16 protein-coding genes are annotated in these 23,679 nt (G+C 56.7%); 1 reads left to right on the plus strand and 15 read right to left on the minus strand.

Features of this window, described 5'->3' with window-relative positions; translation table 11 throughout:
• Positions 1-171: 171 nt before the first annotated feature.
• From ACI1P1_RS10945 to ACI1P1_RS11005, 13 genes are all read right to left on the minus strand, one after another.
• Positions 172-1,056 carry a metallophosphoesterase gene (locus ACI1P1_RS10945; protein WP_416216420.1) on the minus strand — a complete coding sequence of 295 codons (885 nt, stop codon included), beginning with the start codon at positions 1,054-1,056 and terminating at the stop codon, positions 172-174.
• A 47-nt stretch (positions 1,057-1,103) separates the two neighbouring features.
• Positions 1,104-2,822, minus strand: a complete 1,719-nt coding sequence (locus ACI1P1_RS10950) for a type 2 periplasmic-binding domain-containing protein (protein WP_416216421.1) — start codon at positions 2,820-2,822, stop codon at positions 1,104-1,106.
• Positions 2,819-4,219 carry a response regulator transcription factor gene (locus ACI1P1_RS10955; RefSeq protein ID WP_416216422.1) on the minus strand — a complete coding sequence of 467 codons (1,401 nt, stop codon included), beginning with the start codon at positions 4,217-4,219 and terminating at the stop codon, positions 2,819-2,821. The genes ACI1P1_RS10950 and ACI1P1_RS10955 overlap by 4 nt, the downstream gene beginning before the upstream one ends.
• A complete protein-coding gene (locus ACI1P1_RS10960) occupies positions 4,194-5,960 on the minus strand; it encodes a histidine kinase (protein ID WP_416216423.1) in 1,767 nt (588 codons plus the stop codon). Before ACI1P1_RS10960 ends, ACI1P1_RS10955 begins: the two co-directional genes overlap by 26 nt.
• Before the next feature lie 141 nt (positions 5,961-6,101).
• Entirely contained in the window at positions 6,102-7,928 is a 1,827-nt protein-coding gene (locus ACI1P1_RS10965; protein ID WP_416216424.1) for an extracellular solute-binding protein, read from the minus strand.
• A gap of 970 nt (positions 7,929-8,898) precedes the next feature.
• A complete protein-coding gene (locus ACI1P1_RS10970; RefSeq protein WP_416216425.1) occupies positions 8,899-9,792 on the minus strand; it encodes a carbohydrate ABC transporter permease in 894 nt (297 codons plus the stop codon).
• 19 nt (positions 9,793-9,811) lie between these two features.
• A complete protein-coding gene (locus ACI1P1_RS10975; protein ID WP_416216426.1) occupies positions 9,812-10,783 on the minus strand; it encodes an ABC transporter permease in 972 nt (323 codons plus the stop codon).
• 488 nt (positions 10,784-11,271) lie between these two features.
• Positions 11,272-11,661, minus strand: coding sequence for a DUF350 domain-containing protein (locus ACI1P1_RS10980; protein WP_416216427.1), 390 nt, complete (start codon positions 11,659-11,661; stop codon positions 11,272-11,274).
• Positions 11,661-12,335: a signal peptide protein gene (locus ACI1P1_RS10985; RefSeq protein ID WP_416216562.1), complete on the minus strand. Its 675-nt coding sequence runs from the start codon at positions 12,333-12,335 to the stop codon at positions 11,661-11,663. The genes ACI1P1_RS10980 and ACI1P1_RS10985 overlap by 1 nt, the downstream gene beginning before the upstream one ends.
• Positions 12,336-12,340: 5 nt before the next feature.
• Positions 12,341-13,537, minus strand: a complete 1,197-nt coding sequence (locus tag ACI1P1_RS10990) for a glutathionylspermidine synthase family protein (protein ID WP_416216428.1) — start codon at positions 13,535-13,537, stop codon at positions 12,341-12,343.
• Between the two features lie 44 nt (positions 13,538-13,581).
• Entirely contained in the window at positions 13,582-14,589 is a 1,008-nt protein-coding gene (locus tag ACI1P1_RS10995) for a hypothetical protein (RefSeq protein WP_416216429.1), read from the minus strand.
• 70 nt (positions 14,590-14,659) lie between these two features.
• The gene (locus tag ACI1P1_RS11000) at positions 14,660-14,884 is read right to left on the minus strand and encodes a hypothetical protein (protein WP_416216430.1); all 225 of its coding nucleotides are present in this window, start codon (positions 14,882-14,884) and stop codon (positions 14,660-14,662) included.
• Positions 14,885-14,974: 90 nt separating this feature from the next.
• Entirely contained in the window at positions 14,975-15,865 is an 891-nt protein-coding gene (locus ACI1P1_RS11005) for an aldose epimerase family protein (protein ID WP_416216431.1), read from the minus strand.
• 161 nt (positions 15,866-16,026) lie between these two features.
• On the opposite strand from ACI1P1_RS11005, the gene ACI1P1_RS11010 reads away from it, so the two are divergent.
• Entirely contained in the window at positions 16,027-17,319 is a 1,293-nt protein-coding gene (locus ACI1P1_RS11010; protein WP_416216432.1) for an MFS transporter, read from the plus strand.
• A gap of 263 nt (positions 17,320-17,582) precedes the next feature.
• On the opposite strand, the gene ACI1P1_RS11015 is transcribed toward ACI1P1_RS11010, so the two are convergent.
• Complete coding sequence (locus ACI1P1_RS11015) at positions 17,583-18,524, minus strand: zinc dependent phospholipase C family protein (RefSeq protein WP_416216433.1); 942 nt, start codon at positions 18,522-18,524, stop codon at positions 17,583-17,585.
• A 364-nt stretch (positions 18,525-18,888) separates the two neighbouring features.
• A complete protein-coding gene (locus ACI1P1_RS11020) occupies positions 18,889-23,607 on the minus strand; it encodes a choice-of-anchor I family protein (protein ID WP_416216434.1) in 4,719 nt (1,572 codons plus the stop codon).
• Positions 23,608-23,679 lie beyond the last annotated feature (72 nt).

Consider the following 23,679-nt stretch of genomic DNA (forward strand, 5'->3'; position numbering starts at 1 on the left):
CTTGTATGCATTGCATTACCTGCATTGTACACCAAAAACGGGAGAATATGCGATAGGATTGCGTCACATTGGATGAACGCCTCCGGCTGGGCATCATGTTCCCGGCCGTGGCTCAGCCCGCTTTCGAATCCCGTTACTAAACGGCTGCGCATCCATTCAGGCCCTGTCCGCTCAGACCAGCGTATGAATGGTCAGCTCCGGCCTGCACCAGAAGCGCACGGGAATTCCCGTTACACCGACGCCCCGGTTGGTATACAGCTGGAAGATGTCATTGTTGGGCGGCCTGTACAAGCCGTCGGGGTAACGTTTGGCGCCGGGCACCCGTACCACAGGGCCGTGAAAGGGCAGCCGCACCTGGCCGCCGTGGCTGTGCCCCGACATTTGCAGAGAGATGGGATGCACCATCGTATTCAAGGCGTAATCCGGCGTATGGGCCAGCAGCAGCATAAATTCATCCTTGCCCACACCCTGTAGGGCCGTTTTGATGTTGGGCTTCCCGCGGCTGGAATCCTCCACCCCCAGCATGGTCATCACCGCCCCATCCCTTTCAACACGCACCGATTCGTTGCGGAGGACGCGGAAGCCGGCATTCTGCAGAACACCCGCCACTTCCTTGTCACTGAAATAATAGTCGTGGTTGCCTAGGACAGCAAACTTCCCCAGTGGCGCTTCCAGCTTGGCGAGAATGTCAGACATCTCCTTGCCTGCGGTTCCAATCTTGCGGTCCACCAAATCTCCGGTGAAGCAGATCAGATCCGGCTTCTCCTTCATGATCCGGTTAACAAGACTTTTCAGACGGCCCGGCCCAAAATGGAATTCATAATGCACATCGCTGAAGTGGGCGATCCGGATACCCTGAAAAGCCGGAGGAATGCGGGCCAGCGCCAGCCGGGTATGGACAACCTGAAGCCACCGGGGCTCCAGCGTAGTGACATATGTTCCCCCCAAGGCGGCCACACCGGCCAGCCCCAGAGCCCAGCCCCCCATGGTTTTCAAAAAAGTACGGCGGCTCATCGTCTGCGGCGGTGTTTCGGGCGGCATCTCTACTTCCGGCATAGTCTCTCCCTCCAGTCTTGCTGCAAGCTTTTTCTATGCCATCCATATTACCGCAATTTCCCTTCCGTATCCACCGGAACCGCCTGCCGCACCTCCTCCGTAATTTGAGCGCCACCCGCCAGCTCCCACTCCTTCACAAAGCGGCCGAACTCCTCCAGCGGCGAATCGCCGACGATCATTTTCAGGAATGCCTCATTTTCCATCCGCTGCAGCTCGCTCCACTTGCCGGGCATGGAAGGGGTTATCCCATAAAAGGCGCTTTTCACCCTCACACCCGGTGTGGAAGCCAGCACCCCTACACCGTACTTATACGCATTTACCGCTTTCCAGCCCTCCAGATCCTTCTTGGGCTGAGCCAACTCCAGAATCCACCTGTCATAAAGCAGCCGGGCTTCCGGCTCAAGCTTGCCGGGGTCGATTTTGCCGTGGAGCGCCTGCTGAAGGTCTGCGTAGTGAGTTTCAATGGCATCCGCATAATCGATCAGCAAATCAAACGGATAATACGCCCGGGGCTGAATCCCCGTTTTGGCGGAGAAATCATCCAAGGTTTTGGCTGCTTCATTGGGGTCCTGCCGGCGCTCCAGCCTCGTAAAGGCATTCACCAGCTTCACCACCGCCTCCGGATGCTCATAACCCTTGCGCACCACCAGGAAACGGTCAGTTGAAGGGGCGCTGTGAATGATGAAACGGCCCTGGGCATCCAACGGAGCGGCATATGCCCGCCACTCCGCATTCACATTGATGCGGACGGCGTCCGACAGCGGAAAGAAAGGCATCCACCAAGGCCCGAAGAAAATGCCGGCTTTGCTGGCCACAATCGGCTCCTGGGTTTCCTGGTACAGGGGGAAATCCGGATCGATTAACCCGCGCTTGTACCAATCCGCAAGCAGGGTCAGCGCTTGTTTGGCCTCCGGGGCGACAGAGCCGTAGATGATTTCTCCCCCGCTGTCCCGGACCCAATTGCCCGGATACGCGCCGAAGGCGTTGAACACCGAATCGAAGCCGCTGATGCGGGGCTTCTGCCCGTACACAATGTTGCGGTAGCCGCTGATCCCAACCGTATCCCGCTTGCCGTTGCCGTCCGGGTCCCGCTCCACAAAAGCCCGGGCGATCCGCTCGATGTCCTCCAGCGTTTCCGGCGGGCTCAAGCCAAGGCGGCTCAGCCAATCCTGGCGCACCCACAGGAGCGTGGCGGAGTCCGCCTGAAGCGCCACATTGGGCAGCCCGTACAGCCGTCCATCCCGGGAGGCCGCAGCCAGGACTCCGTCTCCTGTGGAGCGGTACATGTCCTTGACCAGGGAAGAGCCGTACCGGCTGAATACCTCCGTCAGGTCCTCCACCATCCCGCCGGTGACCAGCCGCTCCAGCTGCTCCCGGTCCACCACCATGGCGTCCGGCATATCCTTGCTGTCTACGGCCATCCGCACCCGCTGGGAATACGCCTCCTCCCCCTTGGCCTCCCAATAGTGGCTGATGCGGATATTCGTAATACTCTCCAAATACCGGGTCACCGGATTATTGTCATTGCTGTCCCCCGCCATCAGGTGGGAGTCCGGAATTTTGAAGCCGATGCGGAGGCTGACCGGCTTGGCGGAGCGGCCATAAGCCTCCGGCTCGGATGCGGCCGCAGAAAACTCCGGCCTGACGGCGTCGCCCGGCGCAGCATCCTCCCCACGGCAGCCGGAAGCCGCAGCCAACGCAGCCGCCAGCAGCACCGCTGCCGCTATACGCCATTTGATCCTGCCCGGCCAGGATGATTTCATCATTTCTCTCCTCCTTTCATCCTGAATTCACTGGGCAAAAAACCGGTAGACTCACGGAACAGCCTGCCGAAATAACGCTCATCCTCAAACCCGGAGCGCCCGGCGATCTCCCATACCGGCAGCTCCGTATGCAGCAGCAGAAACCGGGCGTGATCCAGCCGCATGCCCCGCAGGCTCTCTCCGAAGGGAATGCCGGCAAAGCGGGCATAACATTGGCTGAAGTAGCTGCGGCTCATACCGACGGAGGCGGCCACCCCATTCTGGTTGAGCTTCCGGCCAAGGTCGGCCCGCATCCGGCACACAGCCCGGAACATACACTGCATTACCTCCCGGGTAAAACCAAGCTCCAGCATCCGTCCTGCCGCCAGGTCCGCAAACCGCCGCAGCCATCCCTTCAGCACCGTCAGGCTGCGGCAGTCGAGTAGGGCGCGCTCCAGCGCCGCCAGCTCCTCCGGGTCAGGAAGGAAGGGGCCCCAGTCTGCGAGCAGCCGCCGGCAAAAAGCGAGGACCAGCGAATAATGAGGCTTCCGCCGGGACAGCTGCTCCAGGAAGCGGACCCGCTCGGCAGAGCCAAGGGTCCAGGCCAGCTCGGCCCCTTGCTCCAGCACCTCATCCGCCTCCTCCCGATCACGGAGCACCGCCGCCGCCAGCAGCTCCCGGTACGGCAGCATCACCAGCGGCATATGCCCCTCGGGATGGTAGAACAGGGCCTGCCCAAGCCTGGCGGAGCATTCTCCGGCAGCCTCCGCCATTGCCACCCCCTGCACGCCCGTAAGAACAGCCGTCATCCACCCCGTGCCCAATCGCTCCCGGACCTCCTGTCGCGCATCCTCCAGCCCGGAGCCCTGGCGCAGGGCAGCAATCCAAACGTTGCCCCGTTCAGCCAGCGGGCGAGCTGCGGTTCGAAGGGAATAGAGCAGCTCCCGGTCACCGTCTGTCCCCACAGCAACATACACTACCGCCTGATCCGTGGGAAACAGGTCCCCCTCCTCCCGCTGCCCGCCGCTGCGGAACCGCTCCTCCCACTTGAGGCGGGCCATAATCCGGCCGATGGTTTCATCCGCTTTTTCCAAATCCAAGAGCGTCTTCACAATATAGTCCACGGCCCCCAGCCGCAGGGCCTCCTGCACGTATTCGAATTCATGGTGGCAGGTCAGCACGACGGAATGAATATGGGGATGAAGCTCCCGGAGGCGGCGGATCAACTCGAAGCCCGACATGACCGGCATGGAAATATCCACGAAGAGCAAATCAATCTCCTCCGACTCCACCAGCCGGAGCGCTTCCCTGCCGTCCCCGGCCTCCCCTACCATCTCCACGCCGAAGGCCGCCCAATCGATCAAGGACATAAACCCCTTCCGCACCAGGCGCTCGTCATCCACAACAGCCGCTCGAATCATCCAGCTCCTCCTTTCGCTTCCGGGGAATGAGAATGCTGACGGTGGTGCCCTGGTCCGGCCGGCTTTGGATATCCAGCTTCATCTCCGGACCGAAATAGGTGTGGAGCATACGGGACACATAAGGAAACCCGATGCCCAGACCTTTGGATTCCGACGAAACGCCGGACAACAGTCTGGTTACTTCCTCCTCGCTCATGCCCGCGCCGTTGTCTTTTACCTGCAGCAAAATCCGGGTCTCTCCTTGTTTAGCGATAAGAAGCTCCACCCGTCCGTGATCGTTTATCCCGTGGTAAATGGAGTTTTCCACCAGCGGCTGGAGAAGAAACCGTGGAACCGCCGCCTGGAGAGCATCCGGGTCAGCCTCCACCCGGAAGTCAAATTCGTAGTCATACCGGATGCGCTGAAGCTCCATATAATTGCGGATGGCCTCCACCTCCTCCCGGATGGTTACGATGAGACTGTTTTTGCCCAGGTTATATTGCAGCACCTTCACCAGAAGCATCACCAGGCGGTCAATGTCCCGCTGTCCGTTCATGCGCGCCAGCCACTGGACCGTATTGAGGGTATTATGCAAAAAATGCGGATTAATCTGGCTCAGCAGCTTTTCCACCTCAAACTGCCGCTTCTGCTTCTCATTCTGCGCGACGGCGTGAATCAGCTCATTGATCCGCTCCTTCATCTGCTGGAAGTTGCCCAGCACATAATCGAACTCCTCCACTTGGGTGTAGGATACGGGAGCGGTTACATTTTCCGCCATGCTGCTGATCTCCTGGTTCAGCTTACGCAGGGGCGCATACATCCGCCGCCAGACCAGCACGCCCAGGGCAACGGCGAACAGCAAAGCCAGCACCGCCAGTACCGCCAGCTTGAGCACCCAGCTGTAAATTTCCCGGTTGAACACCCCGTTTTTCACAGCGGCAACTAGCTGCCAGCCTTGGGGGCTGGAATAGCGGAACAGGTGGTAGCCGCCCCATTTTTCGTGGGTGCTTCCGGAGGAGCGTGCAGCCGCCTGGGCCACGTCTTCGGGGAGCTCGCCGTTTACGGCATACACGTTGGCTCCATCCTGGCTGATAAGCAGATGCTGCATCTTCATTCCGTAGCTGTCCTGGTCGAAAATCCGGCGCAGCAGACTATAGTTGGTCTCCAGATAGATATACACCGGAATCCCGTCCACCATGACCGCCCGGCGCTCCGACAAAACCCGGCTGTCTCCGGCGGCATACATGGTGGGATGGGGACCGTAATAATCCGCCCCATTGTAGTGCATGAAGAGGGGGAGCGTCTCAAACCCGAAATCCTTGCGGGCGCTTAGGCTGGTAAACAGCACCTGCTCTCTGCTTTCGGGAGCCAGATAAGCCGTAAGCCCGATATAGGGGTTGGTAAAATTCACAAGGTTGATTTTTTCGGTAATGGAGGTCATGAGCTGGGCTTTCCGGTAAATCTGCCGCTCCTGCAGGAACTCGGACAATTCGCCCACAATCTGCCCATCCAGGGCAAACTGCTTGGAGGCGTAGTCCAGATTATCGAAGGCATTCTCCAGCCGGTACGCCTGCTGCTCCAATCCCGCATGAATTCCCCCGGCGATCTTGCCGGAGAGGATAGAATAGATGGAATAATAAGCGGCGCCCCCAGTCACAATCAGGGGAAGCAGCGCTGCGGCCAGGAAATGCCAAATCAGTACCTTCCTCAAGGACTTCACCCGCGGGCGGGACGGACCCGCACGTCTGTGCCTGATGTTCATCCCGTTAACTCCCTTCGGTGTTGTAAGACAGCCCCTGGCTCCAGAATACCATACTTATATGGAATATGGTGGAAAATATAGAAGATCAGACGAACCGGACAGTGCCGGGATCTGATCTTCCAAAGGGTTTACGCTTGCTGCTTATTTCACGCTTTTGCGGGCTTCAAACAGCTCCTGTGCTTTTTTGACGGAGAAGTCCAGCACCTCGGCATAGCCCAGCCCGTTTACCTTATCATGCATTTCCTTGTTCAGCTTGTCGTATTCGGCCTGATCCTTGGCGAACACCATCTTCCAGGACATTTGCTGAATCACTGTGCCGATTTGCTTGTTCTTCTGCTCCAGCGTTTTGTCCATGGTGAGCGGCTCCTTGCCGGTGAAGCCTTGAGGCGCAACGGCGAGCTGCTTGTTCTTCTCGAAATATTCCTTGGCGGTCAGCACGCCCATTTTTTCACGCCAGGAGCTTTCCAGCTTGTTGGGATTGCGCTCCAGTGTGGTTTTCCACAAATTATGGTCGTAAGGCTCATTAGTCTGCGGATTTACCATGGCCGGCACCACAAAGGAGAAGTTCATCTGGTTGGAGCCGTAATAGAAGTCGCCGCCGCCGTAATCCTCGGGAATCTTCGTGCCCTGCTGGTCGGCGAAGGCTTTCCAGCCAAAATCGGTAATAACCGGTTTGCCGCTGGAGTTAATATCCCAGGTAAGCCCCTTCGGCCCGTTGGGAATGGCGGTACCGCTGCCTGCCGACAGCATAGCCCCCTCCGGGGTGTACATCCAGTTGATAAATTCCATAATCCGGGCCGGCTCCTTGGCCTTGGACCCAATGGCGATAATGCCGTTGCCGCCGTACACGTTAAAGCCGGTAGAATACATCAGCTCGCCCTTGAAGGGCACCAGGGCAAAACCCTTGCCCTCCGCCGTGCGTTCCGGCGTGTTGTAGTTGGCGGCACCCAGCCACGGGAACCAGGAGAACAGGACACGCCCCTCCTTGTATTTGGCCACCACATCATCGAATTTCTGGGTCAGGGAGTCCGGGTCCAGAAGGCCCTGCTGATTGGCTTGGAAATAGAGCTTCAGGGATTTCATGTACCAGCTTTCCTCAGAGAGAAAATCATAATATTTCTCTTCGTCCGCTTTGACGTAAACAGCGGTTTCGGGAATTTCATCATAGCCGAACATATTGGCAAATTGCTTGGCCAGGGTCATCTTGTAGTTGCCGTCCCAGTCGGACCAGAGGGAGAAGGCGTAGGTTTTTTTGCCTTGTGCGGTTTTGGGCTCCAGCTCCTGCATCTTCTTAAGTACGGAGAGATAGTCGTCCACGGAATTGATGGCAGGTGCCCCGGCCTTCTGGTACAGGTCCCAGCGCAGGTCCGGCCCCCAGGTCATATCCTTGCCCTCCGAGGGTCCGGTGGGGTTGGTCGCCACATTGTTGCCGATGCCGTAGACCGCCGAACCTCCGCCAAAGGCTACCTTGGCTTTCTGGATTGCCTTGGGGAAGGTCTTCACAATATCGCCGCCGTACTTGTCCAGCAGGCCGTCCTTGGTCCAGTCCAGCAGCAGATTGCCCTTGATGGCATTGGGATAGTGGTTCTTGTCATCCCCGAACACAATAATGTCGCCCAGGTTGCCCGACGCCATCATGGCGGATATCTTGGTGTCGCCGCCGGTCAGGTTGGAGGCTACAATATCCATCTCGATGTTGAACTTATCCTTAATGGTTTTGGCAAACCAGCCGGTTTGGGGTCCGGCATAGTTGGCCGTGGTGGAGAACACGGTAAGCTTCAGCGGCTTGGAGCGGTCCAGCCCAGTACTGCTCGACGCACCCGGTGTGGGGGTCGCAGCTGCGCCCGATGCTGCCGGACTGGCCGTGGCGGCTGGAGATTCCCCCGCCTTGTCGTCCTTGCTGCAAGCACCCACCACTGTGGTTGTGGCGGCGGCCAGCAGAACAAGCATTGCCTGTTTGACCTTCATCGTTTTTTTGCCTCCCTTGGGAGCTGCGGGTGTGGAAATGATTCCGCCGCAGTCTCTTCATATGGTTCAACTTCTCTTGCGGTCTGGCTATCGAATCAACCCCCCGGCCAGGCTAGGACGGAAGCCGGGGACAGGCCCGTTGGGACCAGCCGGCATACCTCCGTTCCACCTCCAGCGGCGGGAGCAAAACCCAGTAAACAAGTTTGTGGCGGGATGACGCCCGCTGCGGCCGTTTTAGACGGCTCCCTGCGACCATTTCCAGACGGATGGTGTTTTATTTTCGCAAAACCGGTTTCCATATGTGGGCGTCCGGCGGACATTTTCGCATGGGTGGCGGACATTCTAGCACGGCTGGGGGCCGCTTCGCACGGGCGATGGCCGCCCAGCCAAGGGAGGGATTCTAACGGAAGCCACAGCCCTTATTTGCGCCAAAAGTGGCAATTTGAAAATCTAACGGAAGTGAGCGCCGTTATTTGGTGGAAAACCGGGTTTTTGAGGCCTCGCTGACTCAAATAGCGGCTCTGGCCGCCGTTAGAATTTTTGAGGGGCCGATTTAGCCGAAATAGCGGCGCTGACCGCCGTTAGCCTGGTTAGCTAGCCCAGTCGGTTTGCTAGGTCGATTTACACAGGCGATTTGCTCGGTCGTTTAGCTCGGTCGATTTACATGGTCGGTTCGCTCAATCGGTTAGCACAGTTGGTTAGCACAGTCGGTTCGCTCAATCGGTTAGCACAGTTGGTTAGCACAGTCGGTTCGCTCAATCGGTTAGCACAGTTGGTTAGCACAGTCGGTTCGCTCAATCGGTTAGCACAGTTGGTTAGCACAGTCGGTTCGCTCAATCGGTTAGCACAGTTGGTTAGCACAGTTGGTTAGCACAGTTGGTTAGCATGATCGGTTCGCACGCGCGGTTTGCCCCGTTAGTTAGCCAGATGGTTAGCTCGGTTGAAGGCCGCTCCCCCTCCAATTTTCCGCTCACCCCTTTACGGCGCCGATCAAGATTCCCTTGACGAAGAACCGTTGGAAAAACGGGTACACAATCAAAATGGGCAGCACCACGATCATGGTGACGGTCATCCGGACGGAAGTGGGCGTCTGCATATTGGCCACGCTGGCCGCCATGTCGGGGGAGCTACGAATGAGCGCCGCCAAGGAGCTGGACTCGTTAAGATAGCGCCACAGGAGGAATTGCAGGGTGAAGTATTTGGTATTCGTCATCAGGAAGGCCGTGTCCACAAAGGAGTTCCATTGGTTAACGGCGGAGAAGATGGTGATGGTGGCCAGAATCGGCATAATTAGCGGCACCATAATGCTGCCAAAGCAGCGCAAGTAACCCGCCCCGTCCATAGCTGCAGATTCCTCCAAAGCCGGCGGAATGGCTTCGATGAAGGTTTTAACCAGAATAATATTGAAGGGTGTAATAATCGTCGGTAGAATGTATGCCAGATAATTGTTGGTCAAATGCAGGTTGTTCATGGTGATGTACCAGGGAATCAGCCCGGCGCTGAAGTACATGGTAACAATGATGAACCGGTACCAGATGCGGCGTCCCCACATTTCGTTTTTGGTGAAAAGGTAGCCGAGAAAGGCGGATGAGGCCACCGTAAGCAGAGTGCCGCAGACCGTGCGATATATGGACACTACGGCGGCATGGCTGAGCCCGCTGATGGCCAGAACCTTCACATAATTGCCGAAGTGGATGCCGCGCGGGTAAAATTTAATTTCACCCGCCGCCGACAAATCATTGGCGCTGACCGTATTGATGAACAGATAATAGAACGGATACAGGCAGCTTAAGGTAAAAATGCCGAAGAACAGATACAGGCATATCTGGAACCCCACCTCACCCGCCGTCGTTTTCCTGCGCATGTGTCCTCCCCCTTTCCGTTTAAATAATGGATTCGCCCCGGACTGCCTTGGAGAGTGTATTGGCGGTGAACAGCAGAAACACGCTTATGATGGATTTCAGCATGCTGACGGCGGTGGCGAAGGGAAAGTTGTTGGCGAAGGCGATATTGTACACGTACAGGTCCAGCACCTCGATGGAATCCTTGTTCATGGCGTTCTGGAAGGCAAAGTATTGCTCCATGCCGTTATTTACAAAATTCCCGATGGACAACAGCAGCAGCACGAAAAAGGTGGGCATCAGGCCGGGCACGGTAATATGCCAGATTTTGCGGAAGCGTCCCGCGCCGTCGGTTTCCGCCGCCTCGTAGAGATCCTGGTCGATGCCTGCAATCGCCGCCAGATACAGGATGGCTCCCCAGCCCAGGGATTTCCACCAGTACCAGATGATCATTTTGAGCCAAATGTGGGAGGAGGAGGCCAGGAAGTTGTAATCCTCCGGCACCATCCCCAACCGGGCCAGCAGAGCGGTAATGACACCGTTATCCACGGAAAAAAGGGAGAAAGCCAAGGCATACACCAGAATCCAGCTGATGAAATTGGGAATGGTGGTCAGCGTCTGCGCCAGCTTGCGGTACCAGCCATGCCGGATTTCGGCCAGCAGAATGGCGAAGATGAGAGGCAAAAACGAGGTGACAATCCCCAGGGAGCTCATGGCCAGCGTGTTTTTCATCACCCGGAGGACCTCGGCCGTTTGGGTGGGGTTGGCGACGATGGACTTAAACCATTTGAGCCCGGCAAACGGCGTATCCTTCAGCGGTATACCCGGTATGTAGTCATAGAAAGCATAAATCCAGCCGCTTATCGGTAAATAATAGAAGATAAACGTAATAACCAGAAACGGAAAGGCCATCAAAAACAGCTTATGCTTGTTCTGCAGCTTGCCCGCTCCCGGCTGCCGCTTTACCAGTAGCGGCTTACCCTGCTCAGTCCCTTCCGTTGGCAGCCCCCTCATACACTCACCTGCCCTTCTCATTGTTTACGCTTTCATTTTACCGGACAACAGCCTTCCCCCGTGTGGGACGCCGGACTCCGTTTTGGGGAGAACGGTTGCCGGTAATGGAACCATTTTCACCGCATATCGAACCGTTTTCACACCTGGGCAAACGCGCTAACGGAACTCAGCGGAACTCAGCGGAACTCAGCGGACCTTAGAGGCCAAAATCCGCTATTTGGCCGCGTTAACGGAACTGAACGACGCTTAGCCTGCTTAGCTGACCAATTGGACTGCAAAATGTGCTCTTAGGTACGCTGAGTTCCGATAGAAAACAAATTGGTCCATTTCCAGCCGCTACGTGCTTCCCAGTTCCGTTAGCATTCCTGCAGAGTTCCCGCTCCTACGGATTTGGTTTGCAAAACACGGGCAGCATAAATAACAAAAAAGCTGTCCCTTCGGTCATAGGAATGACCTCGGGGACAGCTTATTTGCTTTGAGCCCACATATTAGATAATCAGGCTGCTGACGGAAAAGCCCATGCCCACGTAAACGGAGGCCAGCAGAATGCCGACAGCCACGTTGCCTTTTTGCAGCTGCTCATGAAGGGTAAGCTTGGGTGTAACCAGTTCCAGCACCCAATATGCTGCCAGCAGGCAGACGTAGCCTACCGCAAACCACAAGGCCATATGCCAGATGGTGCTGTTGGTGAAGGCGGAAACCCCCAGGATAATTGCCGTTCCCAAAAATTTGCCGCCCATGGCCAAACCTACCGCTACATTCCCCTTGCGCAGCTCCTCCATGTCATTAAACGGAGTCATCCAATTGAATACCAGCATCCCAATAAATTGCAAAACAATAATTACTGCCACGCTGATGATAATATTAACTGCTACCATTAGTCCGCCCACCCCCTGAATTTTGCCATAGCCAAGTCATAATCGCCGAAGTCATGGACTTCCTCCAGCATGACCTTTACCGTTTTTTGCTCCTTCATACTCTTATAACGCTCCTCCGGAATCGGCTGCTTGACGCTGTTGCCGGTAGGAAGCGTAATGACCGCAAAATACCTGGACTTGCCCTGGTAGTCGGTTTTGTAGACGCCCACCAGATCCACTTCCGTTTTCAGCTGGACCTTAAGCCCGGCAAGATCCGTCTGGGCCGCATCTGCGGTCCGGTAGCTTTTGAGGGGGGCCCACTGGGACAAATTGACGCTGTTCTGGCCGTCGGAAGCGGTTTTCATTTCCGCGGTCATGTACGACATCACCCATACTTTGTCTCCTGTGGCGTAGTTATCGTCATTGGGCAGAAGCTGGTTGTTGGGGGAAATGGTCATATCCGAACCCACCAGATCGCCAACCTTGGCTTCCTCCACCTTATAATCCCACGGCACCGTGGAGCTGCCTGCCGCGGCAGCCGACTTGGCCTTGCTGGAGGAGGCGCTTTTCCCGGAATCCTGCCCGCAGCCTGCGGCCATACCGCCGGCCAGCACCAGTACCAATGCGCCCATCAGCATCCGCTTCACGGGACGCCAGCCGCCGCTTTTCCTTCTTTCGTTTGAGTTGGCTATCATATAGCTCAATCCTTCCTCACTCCCATCGCCACAAAACGGCTGGAGTTTCCCGTAATCAGTCCGCCCGCCCGGCCCAGCAGGCCGCAGGCTTCCCCGTGAATCATGAACACACCGGTTAACAGATGATATTCTCCGTCATGCAGCCGGACGCGGGGCAAATCGGCACGCGCCTGGTACACCGGCCGGAAAAAGACACTGGTATCAAAGCCGTCCTGGTCCTTTATCTCCATCCCGCCTTCCGCGCCGTACATCCGCACGGAGCCGCCCTCCCGGCCAAACATGGATTTCTCCACATAATCGCCGTGTAAAACAGGCTCGTTATAGGTAGGCAGCATATAGGCTTCAATGGCGTCATGCTCGGTTTCGCTAAAAAACGGAGCCTTCAGCTCATGCAGGCCCCAAATCACCGCCTGCAGGCCTTTGGACTGGAGGATCACCGCATGGGGAGAATTGAGTATCCGGAGCTGTCCGGTTTCAATGCTGTACGCCAAGGCCTCTCCGCCGTCATCGACCCCCATCCATTCCTTGGGGTAAAGGGCGAATAAGCTGTCGATGGCCTGGCCGGACGCGTCCCGCAAAACTCCCTCATCCACCCACAGGTCAAGGGTGTCCACACAGATGACAGGCTGCTCCATATGCCGGACCAGCATATCGATGGTGCCGCTGTCCTCCTCGTGTTTGCCGTAGGCGATGCAGGCCGCATAAGCGGGAGGCGCCTCCGCAAAGGCCCGCTGCACCTGCCTGGCCATGCCGGTATTCGGCGTCCACAGGCCATGCTGGCTGCACATCCACGGTGTTGCCACAGAGGACTCCACATAGCCCGTAGGCGTATCCGCGTTCAGCTCCATGAGCTTGATAGTTCCGCCAAGCCCCACGCTAAAATCGAATCGGGCATAACGGGAGAGCAGCCCCGGCTCCTCCGGGGGAACGGCGTCCAGCCCATCCCAGAGCACCTCCGGTATAGACAGGAGCTCATACATATCCCGTCTGCCGTGGACGAAACGCGCGGCTTTGTCGAAGATGCCCCAAAGCAGCTGGCATGCATCCTGCAGCTCCTCCCAGACCCGCGGGTCCATGGCTACCGCCTGATCCACCCAATACGCCTCTTCCTCCAGATCCGCCCAGCCGAAGCCCATTTCCTTCAGCTGCTGTACCCGCTGCGCCCTGTCCTCTGCGGGTTGGCCTACCACCTGAAAGCTCATGCTTTACCGTCTCCTCCGTTTTGAAGTTCCTGCCCTAGCCTTCATCAGCTGCCGGAGCTGCTGCTGCCGGAAAAGCCGCTGGACTTCCCGCCGATGCTGCCGGAGGACGAGGATTTGCTGGAGCTGGAAGACGACGATGACGACGATTTACTCGATGAAGAGGATGATGACGATGATTTGCTGCTGTCGACGGACGATGAGCTTCCGCTTGAAGTTGACCCGGAAGAGGTAGAGCTCCCGGTAGATGATTTCGTTGCATTATCTGCCGGCTTGCTGGCCGAGGAGGATTGGCCTGTTGCCGGTTTGGTTCCGGTTCCTGCCGATGTTCCGGAGGTTCCCGAATTACTGGAGCCGGAGGAAGACCCGGAGGTTGTTCCCGATTTGGACGCCGTAGCCTTATTGATGCTGCCGGACTTGGTGTTGAATGAGCCGCTGGATACGCTGGTTTTGGGCTTCACATTGCTGCCCGGAACCTGCTTGTTCTGGAACGTACCCGCTGAATAAGTCTTGGGCTGATACGGCTGATTGGTTCTGGCATCGTAGGAAGGATAGCTTTGGTGCCATCTTCCCGACGAATATGAACCCCCGCTGTTGAACAGCAGGTGGTACAGAAGCATGTCATCCCATCCAAAGCTGCTGCCCTGGTGGATAATCGTCGTGTTTCCGCCGCCTGTGGAGCCTGAGGCTCCGCCGGTTCCGGTATTGGCCTGCATCTGGGGAACAACCCCCTGCAGTTCCTCTTCGGGGAGGGCAGGCAGACTCCAGTCCACACTGGCGTCATAATAAGCCTTTACCTCTTCCGTAGACCATTCCGACAGGGTAGGCTGGGCTGTTTCCGCTGCGAATGCGCCGCTGCCCCCCATCAGCAATCCCGGGGCCAGAAGCATATGGGCCGCCAAGGTCATACCCAATGAGGTGGACAACACCTTAACGGGAAGCCGCACCGCTCTGTCAGACGCTTCGGAGGAATCTCCGGCGCTGCGGGGCAATCCCGTATGGGATTGGATCTCCCCGGGAACAGCAGGCTGTCTATTTTCGTCTTGATGATTCATAGATTCATTCTCCTTTCACCGCACCGGTGTATCCGGTCCGGTTCTTCCTTACGGATTGGCGCAAGGCGTCTTACCCCTCCGCCGTTTCGGCCGCTTCCTGCTTCACGGCCAGCACCAGAACCTCCATATAGGGTTCGTTGATATTCAACCGGCCTTCCACCATTTCATATTCCTTGCCGTTGATCAGCAGATAATTGGCATGATTCATCAGGGCGATCATCTGATCGTTCCAGTCTCTTGCATCCAGTGCCACCAGCTCGCCTGCTTCTGTTTTTTCCATAATGACTACCTTCATTGTTTTCCAGCCTCCCGCATCCGTTAATGATTTACCCCGTTTGGGTCATGCTTAATATAACGTAAAGGAGCTTGTGAAGGTTTCATATGCTCAGCCGGGAAATCCTGCATCCTCCGCTCTGATGACAAGCCGGGCAGCCAGAATGTCCCCCGGCTCAATCCATACCAGATCCCCTCCCCGGTTCAATTCCCCGGTAAGGCCCATCCATGGTTCCACACAGATAAATTCCGCACCCGGAACAGTCCAAATCACCACATAGCGGAAGTGGCGGGAATACTCCATTTCGATCCTCCGCCCCGTTCCGGGCAGGCAGAAGGCAATCCGCGGCTCCCCTGCATCCAGAAGCGCCACCGCCTCCTTCAGCGGACCGATATCCAGACGTCCGGTAAACGGCTTTACGCTACCGTCGTTGTAATCCATATAACGTGATGCATCCGTTTCATAAACCAGATCCTTCTCGGCCGCGGCAAAATAAGGATGGAAGCCCGGATACACCGGCATCCGCGCATCAGACAGGTTCTGATACTCCTGTTCAATGACAAGCGCTCCCTTTTGGACCCGGTAGGTAAAGACCAGCTTGAAGGCAAACGGATAGGAAGCCAGCATGTCCGACGTAGATTCCAGCCCCAGTACCGCGTACGGCTCCCCGTCAGCCGATACCCCCGTCTCCTCCACCGTCCACGGGGAGGTCCGCGCCAGCCCGTGATTCTTCATGGCGTAGCGTTGTCCCTGCCACTCATACGCCCCGTCCGCCAATTGGCCGCTGATGGGGAACAGCACCGGATTGCCACCGCGGATATTGGCATTGGGGTCGAGGAAGGTTCCCCGGTCCAAATAAAACACCTCGTTCCCTCCGGGGGCATAACCCGTGGCAATGCCTCCCCGCTCGGGGCAAAGGCGCAAGGTGGTTTCTGTGGAAGCCTCGAATAACTCCAGCATCCGGTAAGGCCCGTCCTGATATTCATTCACTTGGGATATCACGTGCTTACCCCTCCTTGTATGGTTCAATTCCCTAATCGCAACGAAAAAAATAAAAATTTTACCAGCATCCTATTCTATCATGAATTCCGTTGATATAGTTCGAACATTCCGGTGATATTCTGAAGGAAAGTTGAACGAATTCACCGACAGGAGAGATCCGTATGAACCCCAGAGCTGTACGCGCGTGGATGATGTACGATTGGGCCAATTCTGCTTTTGCCACCACCATGATGGCCGCCGTTCTGCCGATTTTTTATATTGAGGTGGCCTCCAAGGGGCTGTCCTCCAGCACCTCCGCCTCCTATTGGGGCCTGACCCAGGCTGCGGGCATGCTGCTGGTGGCAATATTGGCTCCGGTGCTGGGGGCTGCCGCGGATTATGCCGGGAAGAAGATGTTTTTTCTCAGAGGCTTCTCCTATCTGGGCATCGCCGCTTCGTTTCTGTTCGTGTTTATCGGGCAGGGGGACTATCTGGCGGCGTCTTTGCTGTTCGTGCTGGGTACGGTAGGCTTTTCCGGAGGCAACAGCTTCTATGATGCTCTGCTGCCGGACCTGGTTCCGGAGGAGCAGAAGCGGGAATACATCTCCTCCAAGGGGTTTGCTTACGGCTATGTTGGCGGTGGACTGCTCCTGGTGGTAAATCTGCTCATGATTCAAAAGCCCGGGCTTTTCGGTCTGCCCGACGGTGAAGCCGGTACGCGGCTGGCCTTTGCCAGTGTGGCGGTTTGGTGGCTGCTATTTTCGCTGCCCCTCTTCCGGCACGTGAAGGACCGTACCGCGGATGCACCGATTCCGTTCCGTCAATATACGCGCATGGGCTTCTCCCGCACCTGGGAGACCTTGAAGAGTCTGAAGCAGTATCCCCAACTGCTGAAGTTTTTTCTGGCCTATTGGTTTTTCAACGACGGCATCAACACCATCATTACTATGGCTACCGCCTACGGCAAAGCAATCGGCATCGGGACCTCGGACTTGATCATGGCCCTGCTGATCACCCAGTTTGTAGGCATCCCCTTTACCCTTCTATTCGGAAAAATGGGGGAGCGGCTGGGGGCCAAACCCGCCCTCTACATCAGCCTCAGCATCTATTTGCTGATTGTGCTGCTGGGCTACTTTATGACCAGTGCCACCCATTTTTATCTGCTGGCCGTGATGGTAGGCTTCGTTCAGGGCGGAAGCCAGGCCGTGGCCCGCTCCTTGTTCAGCCGCCTGGTGCCGGCGGACCGGACGGCGGAGTTTTTCGGATTCCTAAGCGTATCCGGCAAGTTCTCCTCCATGGTGGGGCCGGCGGTATTCGCCGCGACGGGCCTGATCACCGGCTCCAGCCGGTACGGCATCCTGGCGCTGGCGCTGTTCTTCCTTGCGGGCATTGCGCTTCTGCGCACCGTGAATCTGGAGCAGGGCACACTGGAGGCCAAGAAAGCCGCCGCCGGGTCTGCTGCGCCTTCTTGTTAAAAGAGGCTGGCGGGTGCCCACGCAGGATTCTAATGGCGGTGAGAGCCTCTATTTCGGCCAAAATACCATTTCCAAACATCTACGGCGGCCACAGCCGCTATTTGGGCTCATTGCCCCGCCGAAAGCTCTTTTGGGCCCAATAAGGGCTTCTGCTTCCGTTAGCCTTTTTGGCAGCCCCTCCTTTTGGGGCAAATAGAGGCACTCAGCGCCGTTAGAAGCAAATGACCCGCAGCTGCCCCAATACTTGCTTCCGGCTGTTGCTCTTAGAAGGGAAGCGGATCCTCGTACCGGATGGCCCATTCCCCGCAAGCCCGTCCCGTCGAGTACGAGACATTCCCCAACAGGAACAGCAGCTCGGCTTCGGTTGTGGCGTTGCTGTCTCCTGGCTCCATTACCTCCAGCGCCAAAGGCAGCAGCTTGCCCGCCTCCTCCATGGCAGTCTGCCAATGATCCCAGAAGCCAGTCTGGTGCACAACCCCCTCTTCGGCAGGGTCCCGCCAGGACTTCCTTTCCACATTGCAATAATCCAAAGGCGGATTCTCCCGTTTGTAGACAAAAGGGGTGATTTGCCCTGCCGTCAGAACCCGCTTGGCTCCCGTGGGATCATGGAACAGCTTCAGCGCCAGCAGCATATCCCGAAAGCTCTCCTGCCATTGGCGGACTTTCACCTCTCCCGTAGCCTCCGAATAAAATTTCGCCGCCAGCTCCGATAGAACATTCGGCACTTCCTGGAACAACACACTGTCCCGGGGCAAAGCAAGCCCCCGCCAGACGGGAGTTTTCCACGTATCGATCCCCCTCATCCTCCGCGCAACTATGGTGTCTAGAATAATTTCGAACCGCTGGTGGTTCCATTTCTTAAAGCCTGACTTGGCAAAAATATAAGGATGGGCATTGCGGTCGAGAATATGATGCAGCAGAAAACCCGCCGCGTAGGGCCGCAATCGCCCCCCCTCCGGCTGCCCCGCCTTTCGGAGCAGCTCCATAAGGAAAGGCCCGCATTGCTCCTCATGCATCAGGTTTCCCAGGGTATCCATCCGCTTGTCCTTGCTCCAGGGCAGAAAACGGTAATAGAACAGCGGATCCGGTCCTTGGCATCCCCATGAAAACAGCCTGCTGTCCTCCTCCCGTTCCAGCCAATCCGCTTGGCCTACCGCCCGCAGCGCCTCCTGGCCAAAAATGATATGCGTCCATATATTCGGCATAACCTCATCCTCCTGTTCTTTAATCACCTGCCGGAATCGGTTCATGCATCTGCTTTCTCTAGCTACTCATTCGTCGGGCTCCACACAAAAGCCTCCGACCTCCGCCAGAAATGGCGTCAATCGAAGGCTCATGCAGGGAAATTATCCGGACCGACGTTCCGCTATTTTGAGGTAAGCGGGCGTTTTCGTTATTTCACGGACACAGGATCCCTTAATTGTTCATTTGTTCGCTAAGACAGGCCATTTTCACTCAAATAAGGTATCGTGTGTCCGTATGGCGATCCAACCGGTGGTTTTTCGCCGAATAGCGTCTCCTGAGTCCGCAGTATCGCTGGTGTTTGCCACAGGAGAGCTGTTTGCTGCACTAGTTGATGAAATCCGCAAACTTCAAGAGCCGCTTCAGCATAGCCGCCGCTTCTGCCCTCGTAGCCTGCGCCTCAGGAGCGAACCGGTTGCCCGAGGTTCCCTCCACCAGTCCTGCAGCCACACCGGCGTCAACTGCGTCAGCAGCCCACGCGAGAATTTTTCCTTCATCGGCGAATACGGCAGTGGCTCCCGACGGGGCCGATTTCCCGGCAGCCTTCAGGGCGCGGCTCATCATAACAGCCATTTGCGCACGGGTGATATTGGCTCCGCCGCGCAGTGTGCCGTCCTCGAAGCCATCCAGCAGTCCGGCCTTCACAGCCGCACCCAGAGCACCTGCGTACCACTCGGTGCTGTTCAGATCCTTCACACCTGATGCAGACGACGCATCCGGGGCCAGACCCAGCGCCCGCACCAGAAGGGCGGCGAATTCACCGCGTGTCACTTGGGCATCCGGCGCAAACCGTCCCGGCGCTTGGCCGTCGATGACCAGCTTGGCTGCCAGAAGCTCCACGTCCGGACGGGACCAGTGTCCGCTCAAATCCGCAAAGGCTGCTGCAGACGGTTTAACTACACCATAGATGCTGTTGGAGTTCCGCTTCATGGTGACTACGGTTTTACCGTCTGCTGTACCGAATACTGCCGGCACGAAGCTCATGCTGCCGCCGGCCGGGTCAAAGACAACCGCGGTGGCGGACGACGGGTCCACTGTGCCGGGGACGGTCAAGGTCCGGGACACATAGGTGCTGCCGAAGTGATTGAGCTCCACATGTTTGCCGCCTGCTTGCGCAGTGACGGTGTAGCTGACGGCTTCCGCCAGCAAAACCGCTCCGCTCTTCGCTGCGGCTGCTTCCACTGCCGCTTTGGCCGCGCCTGCCACTTCGCCGATGACCACCTCAATGCGGATATCGCCTGCCGCTGTTCCCAGTGCTGCAGCCAACTCGCTGGGCTTCACCACCGACAAGGGCAAATCATAGCTTTTGTCCGCTGTGCGGATGAGTACGGTTCCTTGGGTACTGCCAGTCAAACCGCTTACCGGAAGCACCACTTTCACCGAACCCTCCACCTCCGGCAGGATGATGATAGTTTTACCGGCTCCGGCTGCAGTCAGCGCCTTACTGAAGGAATCCGCTGCCAGGGTCAGGCTGTTGACGGAGGTACCATCTGCCGCGGTCTCCGTCTTCAGATCCTTGGTTTCCGGCTTCAGCTCCACACCGCCACTCACAACACCCGCTTCCACTTGAACACCCGGGTCCGGGGCAGTGGTGGCGGGAGGTGTGGTGCTGCCGCCGGCTGCAGGGGTGCCGGGGCTGCTTTCGTCATCATCGTCGTCGGGGTCAGACGTATTCAAACCCTTCACATCCACAATCCGGCCTTCCACTCCAGTATTGGAGGCAGTCAGCTCGCCCAGCACCTTCAGATACTGGATGAACACCTCGTAATCCGGCTTAAAGGGGTACTGCTCGCTGTACATGAAGTTGACGCGGCCCTCATTGTACGCTTTGCCGAAGGAGGCGTATGCGTCGCCGCCCTTAGCGGTAAAGATATTAGTTGCCAGGTTGTAGGTTTTCTTCAGGTCCAGCGGCACATAACCGCTGTCCGTTTTCACGCTGACGCTGGTCACCCGCTGATTGGCGGGTTTGGAGGAATCAAAAGTGAATTTCATGCCTGCCACGTGGGGGAAGCCGCCGTATTCGGAGGGCGCTTTGGATACGCCGTTCTCCAGCCCGTCCCGGATTTCCTGGCCGGTGAGCTCCAGCACAACCACATCATTATTAAAAGGAAGAATTTCCTGAACCGCACCTTGGGTAATATCCCCGGCCTTGAGATTGGTCCGGATGCCTCCGCCGTTTTGCAGGGCCATGTCCGCCTTGATCCCGGCTTGTTTCGCTTCATACAGCATACCGTCCACCACCAGATTGCCAATGGCGGTTTCCTTGGTGCGCACCGTCCGGGGGTTAGAGCCCACCGCTACCGCACCGTACAGATCCACACCGGAATGCCCGACTACCTTCTTATTCAATTCGTCCACCTTCGGCTTGTACTTGGCCAGAATGGAGGCTGCCTCCGGATCGGCTGCAAACACATACTCCGAACCGTTTTTCTGATCGATGGCGATTAGGGTGTTGTTGGTATTGTCGGTATTCTTCAGCTTCCCGGTTTCGTCTGCTTCCACATAAAGCAGCTTGCCGTCCTTATCGAATTCCACCTGGAGCTTACCCAGATTTTGCGCCCGCTCACCGGTTTGCACAATGAGCTTAGGTTCACTGTGGGTGTTGTCCACAATGGCTGCATCCAGCTTGGTATGGGAGTGGCCGCCGACGATAATGTCGATGCCCTCCACCTTCGCCGCAATCTTCCGGTCCTCATCGTAGCCCAGGTGGGATACGGCGATAATCTTGTTAATCCCCTGCTGCTCCAGCATCGCTACTGTGCTTTTCGCTTTCTCTTCCGGGTCCTGGAAGGTAACCGCGCCGGGAGAAGAGATATTGGCCGTATCCACCGTGGTCAATCCGAAGATGCCCACCTGTTGGCCGCCGATATCTTTAATGATGGCAGGGTAAATCTTACCCGACTCTGCGGGGTGACCAATGCTGCTCTGTACATACCCCTTCAGAAGAACATCCGCCGAAAAATCCACATTGGCCGATACAAACGGAAACTGTGCATGTTGGATAAAGTTCGAAAGTGCCTTAGAGCCCTTGTCAAACTCGTGATTGCCGAAGGTCATGGCGTCATATTGCATCAGATTCATAAATTCCAGGTCGGCTTGCCCTTCATATTCATTAAAATAGAGGGTTCCCGCGAACACATCCCCTGCATCCAGAAGCAGTGGATTCGGCGAGCTTGCCTTCGCCTGCTTGGTGGCCGTCACCCGGCGCAGCACATTGTCCGGGGAGCTGGTGGAGTCAATGTTGGCGTGGGTGTCGTTAGTGTGCAGGACAGTCAGCGGGAAATTGCCGTTGCCGGGGACGTTGGGGGTAATTTCGAATACCGCTACCGTACCCGATACCTCATTGCCCACCAGCAAAAGCGGCTTGCCTGTAGGACTGTCTTCAGCGGCCACAAACTGCAAACCCTCGGGGCCGGAATCCCCCTTCACCTTGTCGCTGAAATCCCGGGAATTTACATACCCGGCGAAGCCAGCTTGAGCAGGATCCGTAACATTGTAAGCCATAACACCGCCGATCCGCTCCAGACCGATAAAGGCATAGGTTTTGCCATTGATTACGCCAATTTCAGCGTCCTCGGGCTCCGGGCCTTTGTTGTCGCTGCGGTCATCCAGATTCACATTGTCGTTGGATGCGTTAAAATAAGCGGGCAGACGCTGGGCGATAATGGTCTCCAATTGGGAGCCGCTGTCAAACACCGGTCCCGCCGCAATATTGGCAGCGTCCCATATGGAGAAGGAGCGGGCGCCGAAGGCGTACAGCCCTTCATAGTAGGTTGCTCCGGTTACGGTATAAACGGAATTGGTGACGTTCAACCGGCCCAATTGTTTATTGTCGGTTAGAATGCTTTGCAGGTTCAGCTGCAGTTCATCCCACTCTGCGTCTGTATAACCCTTGTACAAGCTGCGGTTCAGCTTAACCTGGGCGGCGATATCCTTAATGCGTTTTTCCTCCGCATAATCCCCATACTCTCTGGCATCGCCCTCATTGGCGGTAACCAGATAGGTTTTCCCATCCTTTTGGAACAAGGACATGCCATCTGGCATGTACATACCCAGCACCGGCCATTTGGCAATGTGGATGGCATTGTCTTTGTCGGACGCATCCAGGCCGTTCCCCGACAGGGAGTGATCCTTTACACCAAGCCCGGATACCTTCTCAATCTTGCGGGTCTCCAAATTTAAAGTGGCAATGGCGTTGTTTTCCTGCATGGATACATAGGCATAACTCCCGGAAGAGTCCACTGCGATATACTCCGGCTCCAAATCCTGTGCCCGCTCGGTGGAATTGGTCGGTGCTTTGCCCTTGGGGAAGAGCCGGACATTGTCGCCGAACACATCGTCCGGGAGATCCAGGCTGATTTGCTCGGCAACAGCACTGCTTATTCCGTTGGAGAGATCAACTAAGGTAACGGAGCCCTCCGGGTCAAAGCTGTAATCGGAGTTGGGCTCGCCCTCGTTGGCGCTAAGAATTTTTTGGCCATCCGGGGTAAAGGTCACCATATCCGGCAGGTAACCGGCGCCGAATTCCTTGATGAGACTGCCATTCTGATCCAAAAGAAGCAGCTTGCCTTTGAGGGTTCTGTCCACAGCAGGAACGGCCAAGGCCACATATTCCCCTGAAGGGGACACGGCTACACTGGTCATATCATGGGTGCTCTTCGTAATGCCCAAGCCCAAATCTTCGAGGTAAACCCTCTTCTCAGCGGTAAGGGCGTACACCTCACCGGTTACGGTATCCCGGTGCTGCAGGCCGCCTAAATCCACAATATCCAATGAAATTTCTTTGCCGTTAATGACATAAGCCTTCATCGTTTCTTTGTTGTAGGAAACAATTTCAGCCGCGGTGCTTCCTCCCGGTGCGGTATACCGGCCGATCAGCTTCATGGACAGCTCATCGGGGGCTGTTTGTCCCCCGCTGCCTCCGGAACCACCAGTGACCGGTGCCAAAACGTACGGGAATTCCGCCGCCAGAGCGGGGACTGCCGCCCCAATCGTCAGAACCGACGACAATACAACCGATACTGCGCGTTTTCTCCACATCTGCATGCTTTTTTGCTCCCTCCATTACGAATGGACTCTATGAATCTTCCAGATCATCCCTAATTGTAACGAAGAAAG

The sequence above is a fragment of the Paenibacillus mesotrionivorans genome (assembly GCF_046098205.1).
GTDB lineage: Bacteria > Bacillota > Bacilli > Paenibacillales > NBRC-103111 > Paenibacillus_AR > Paenibacillus_AR mesotrionivorans.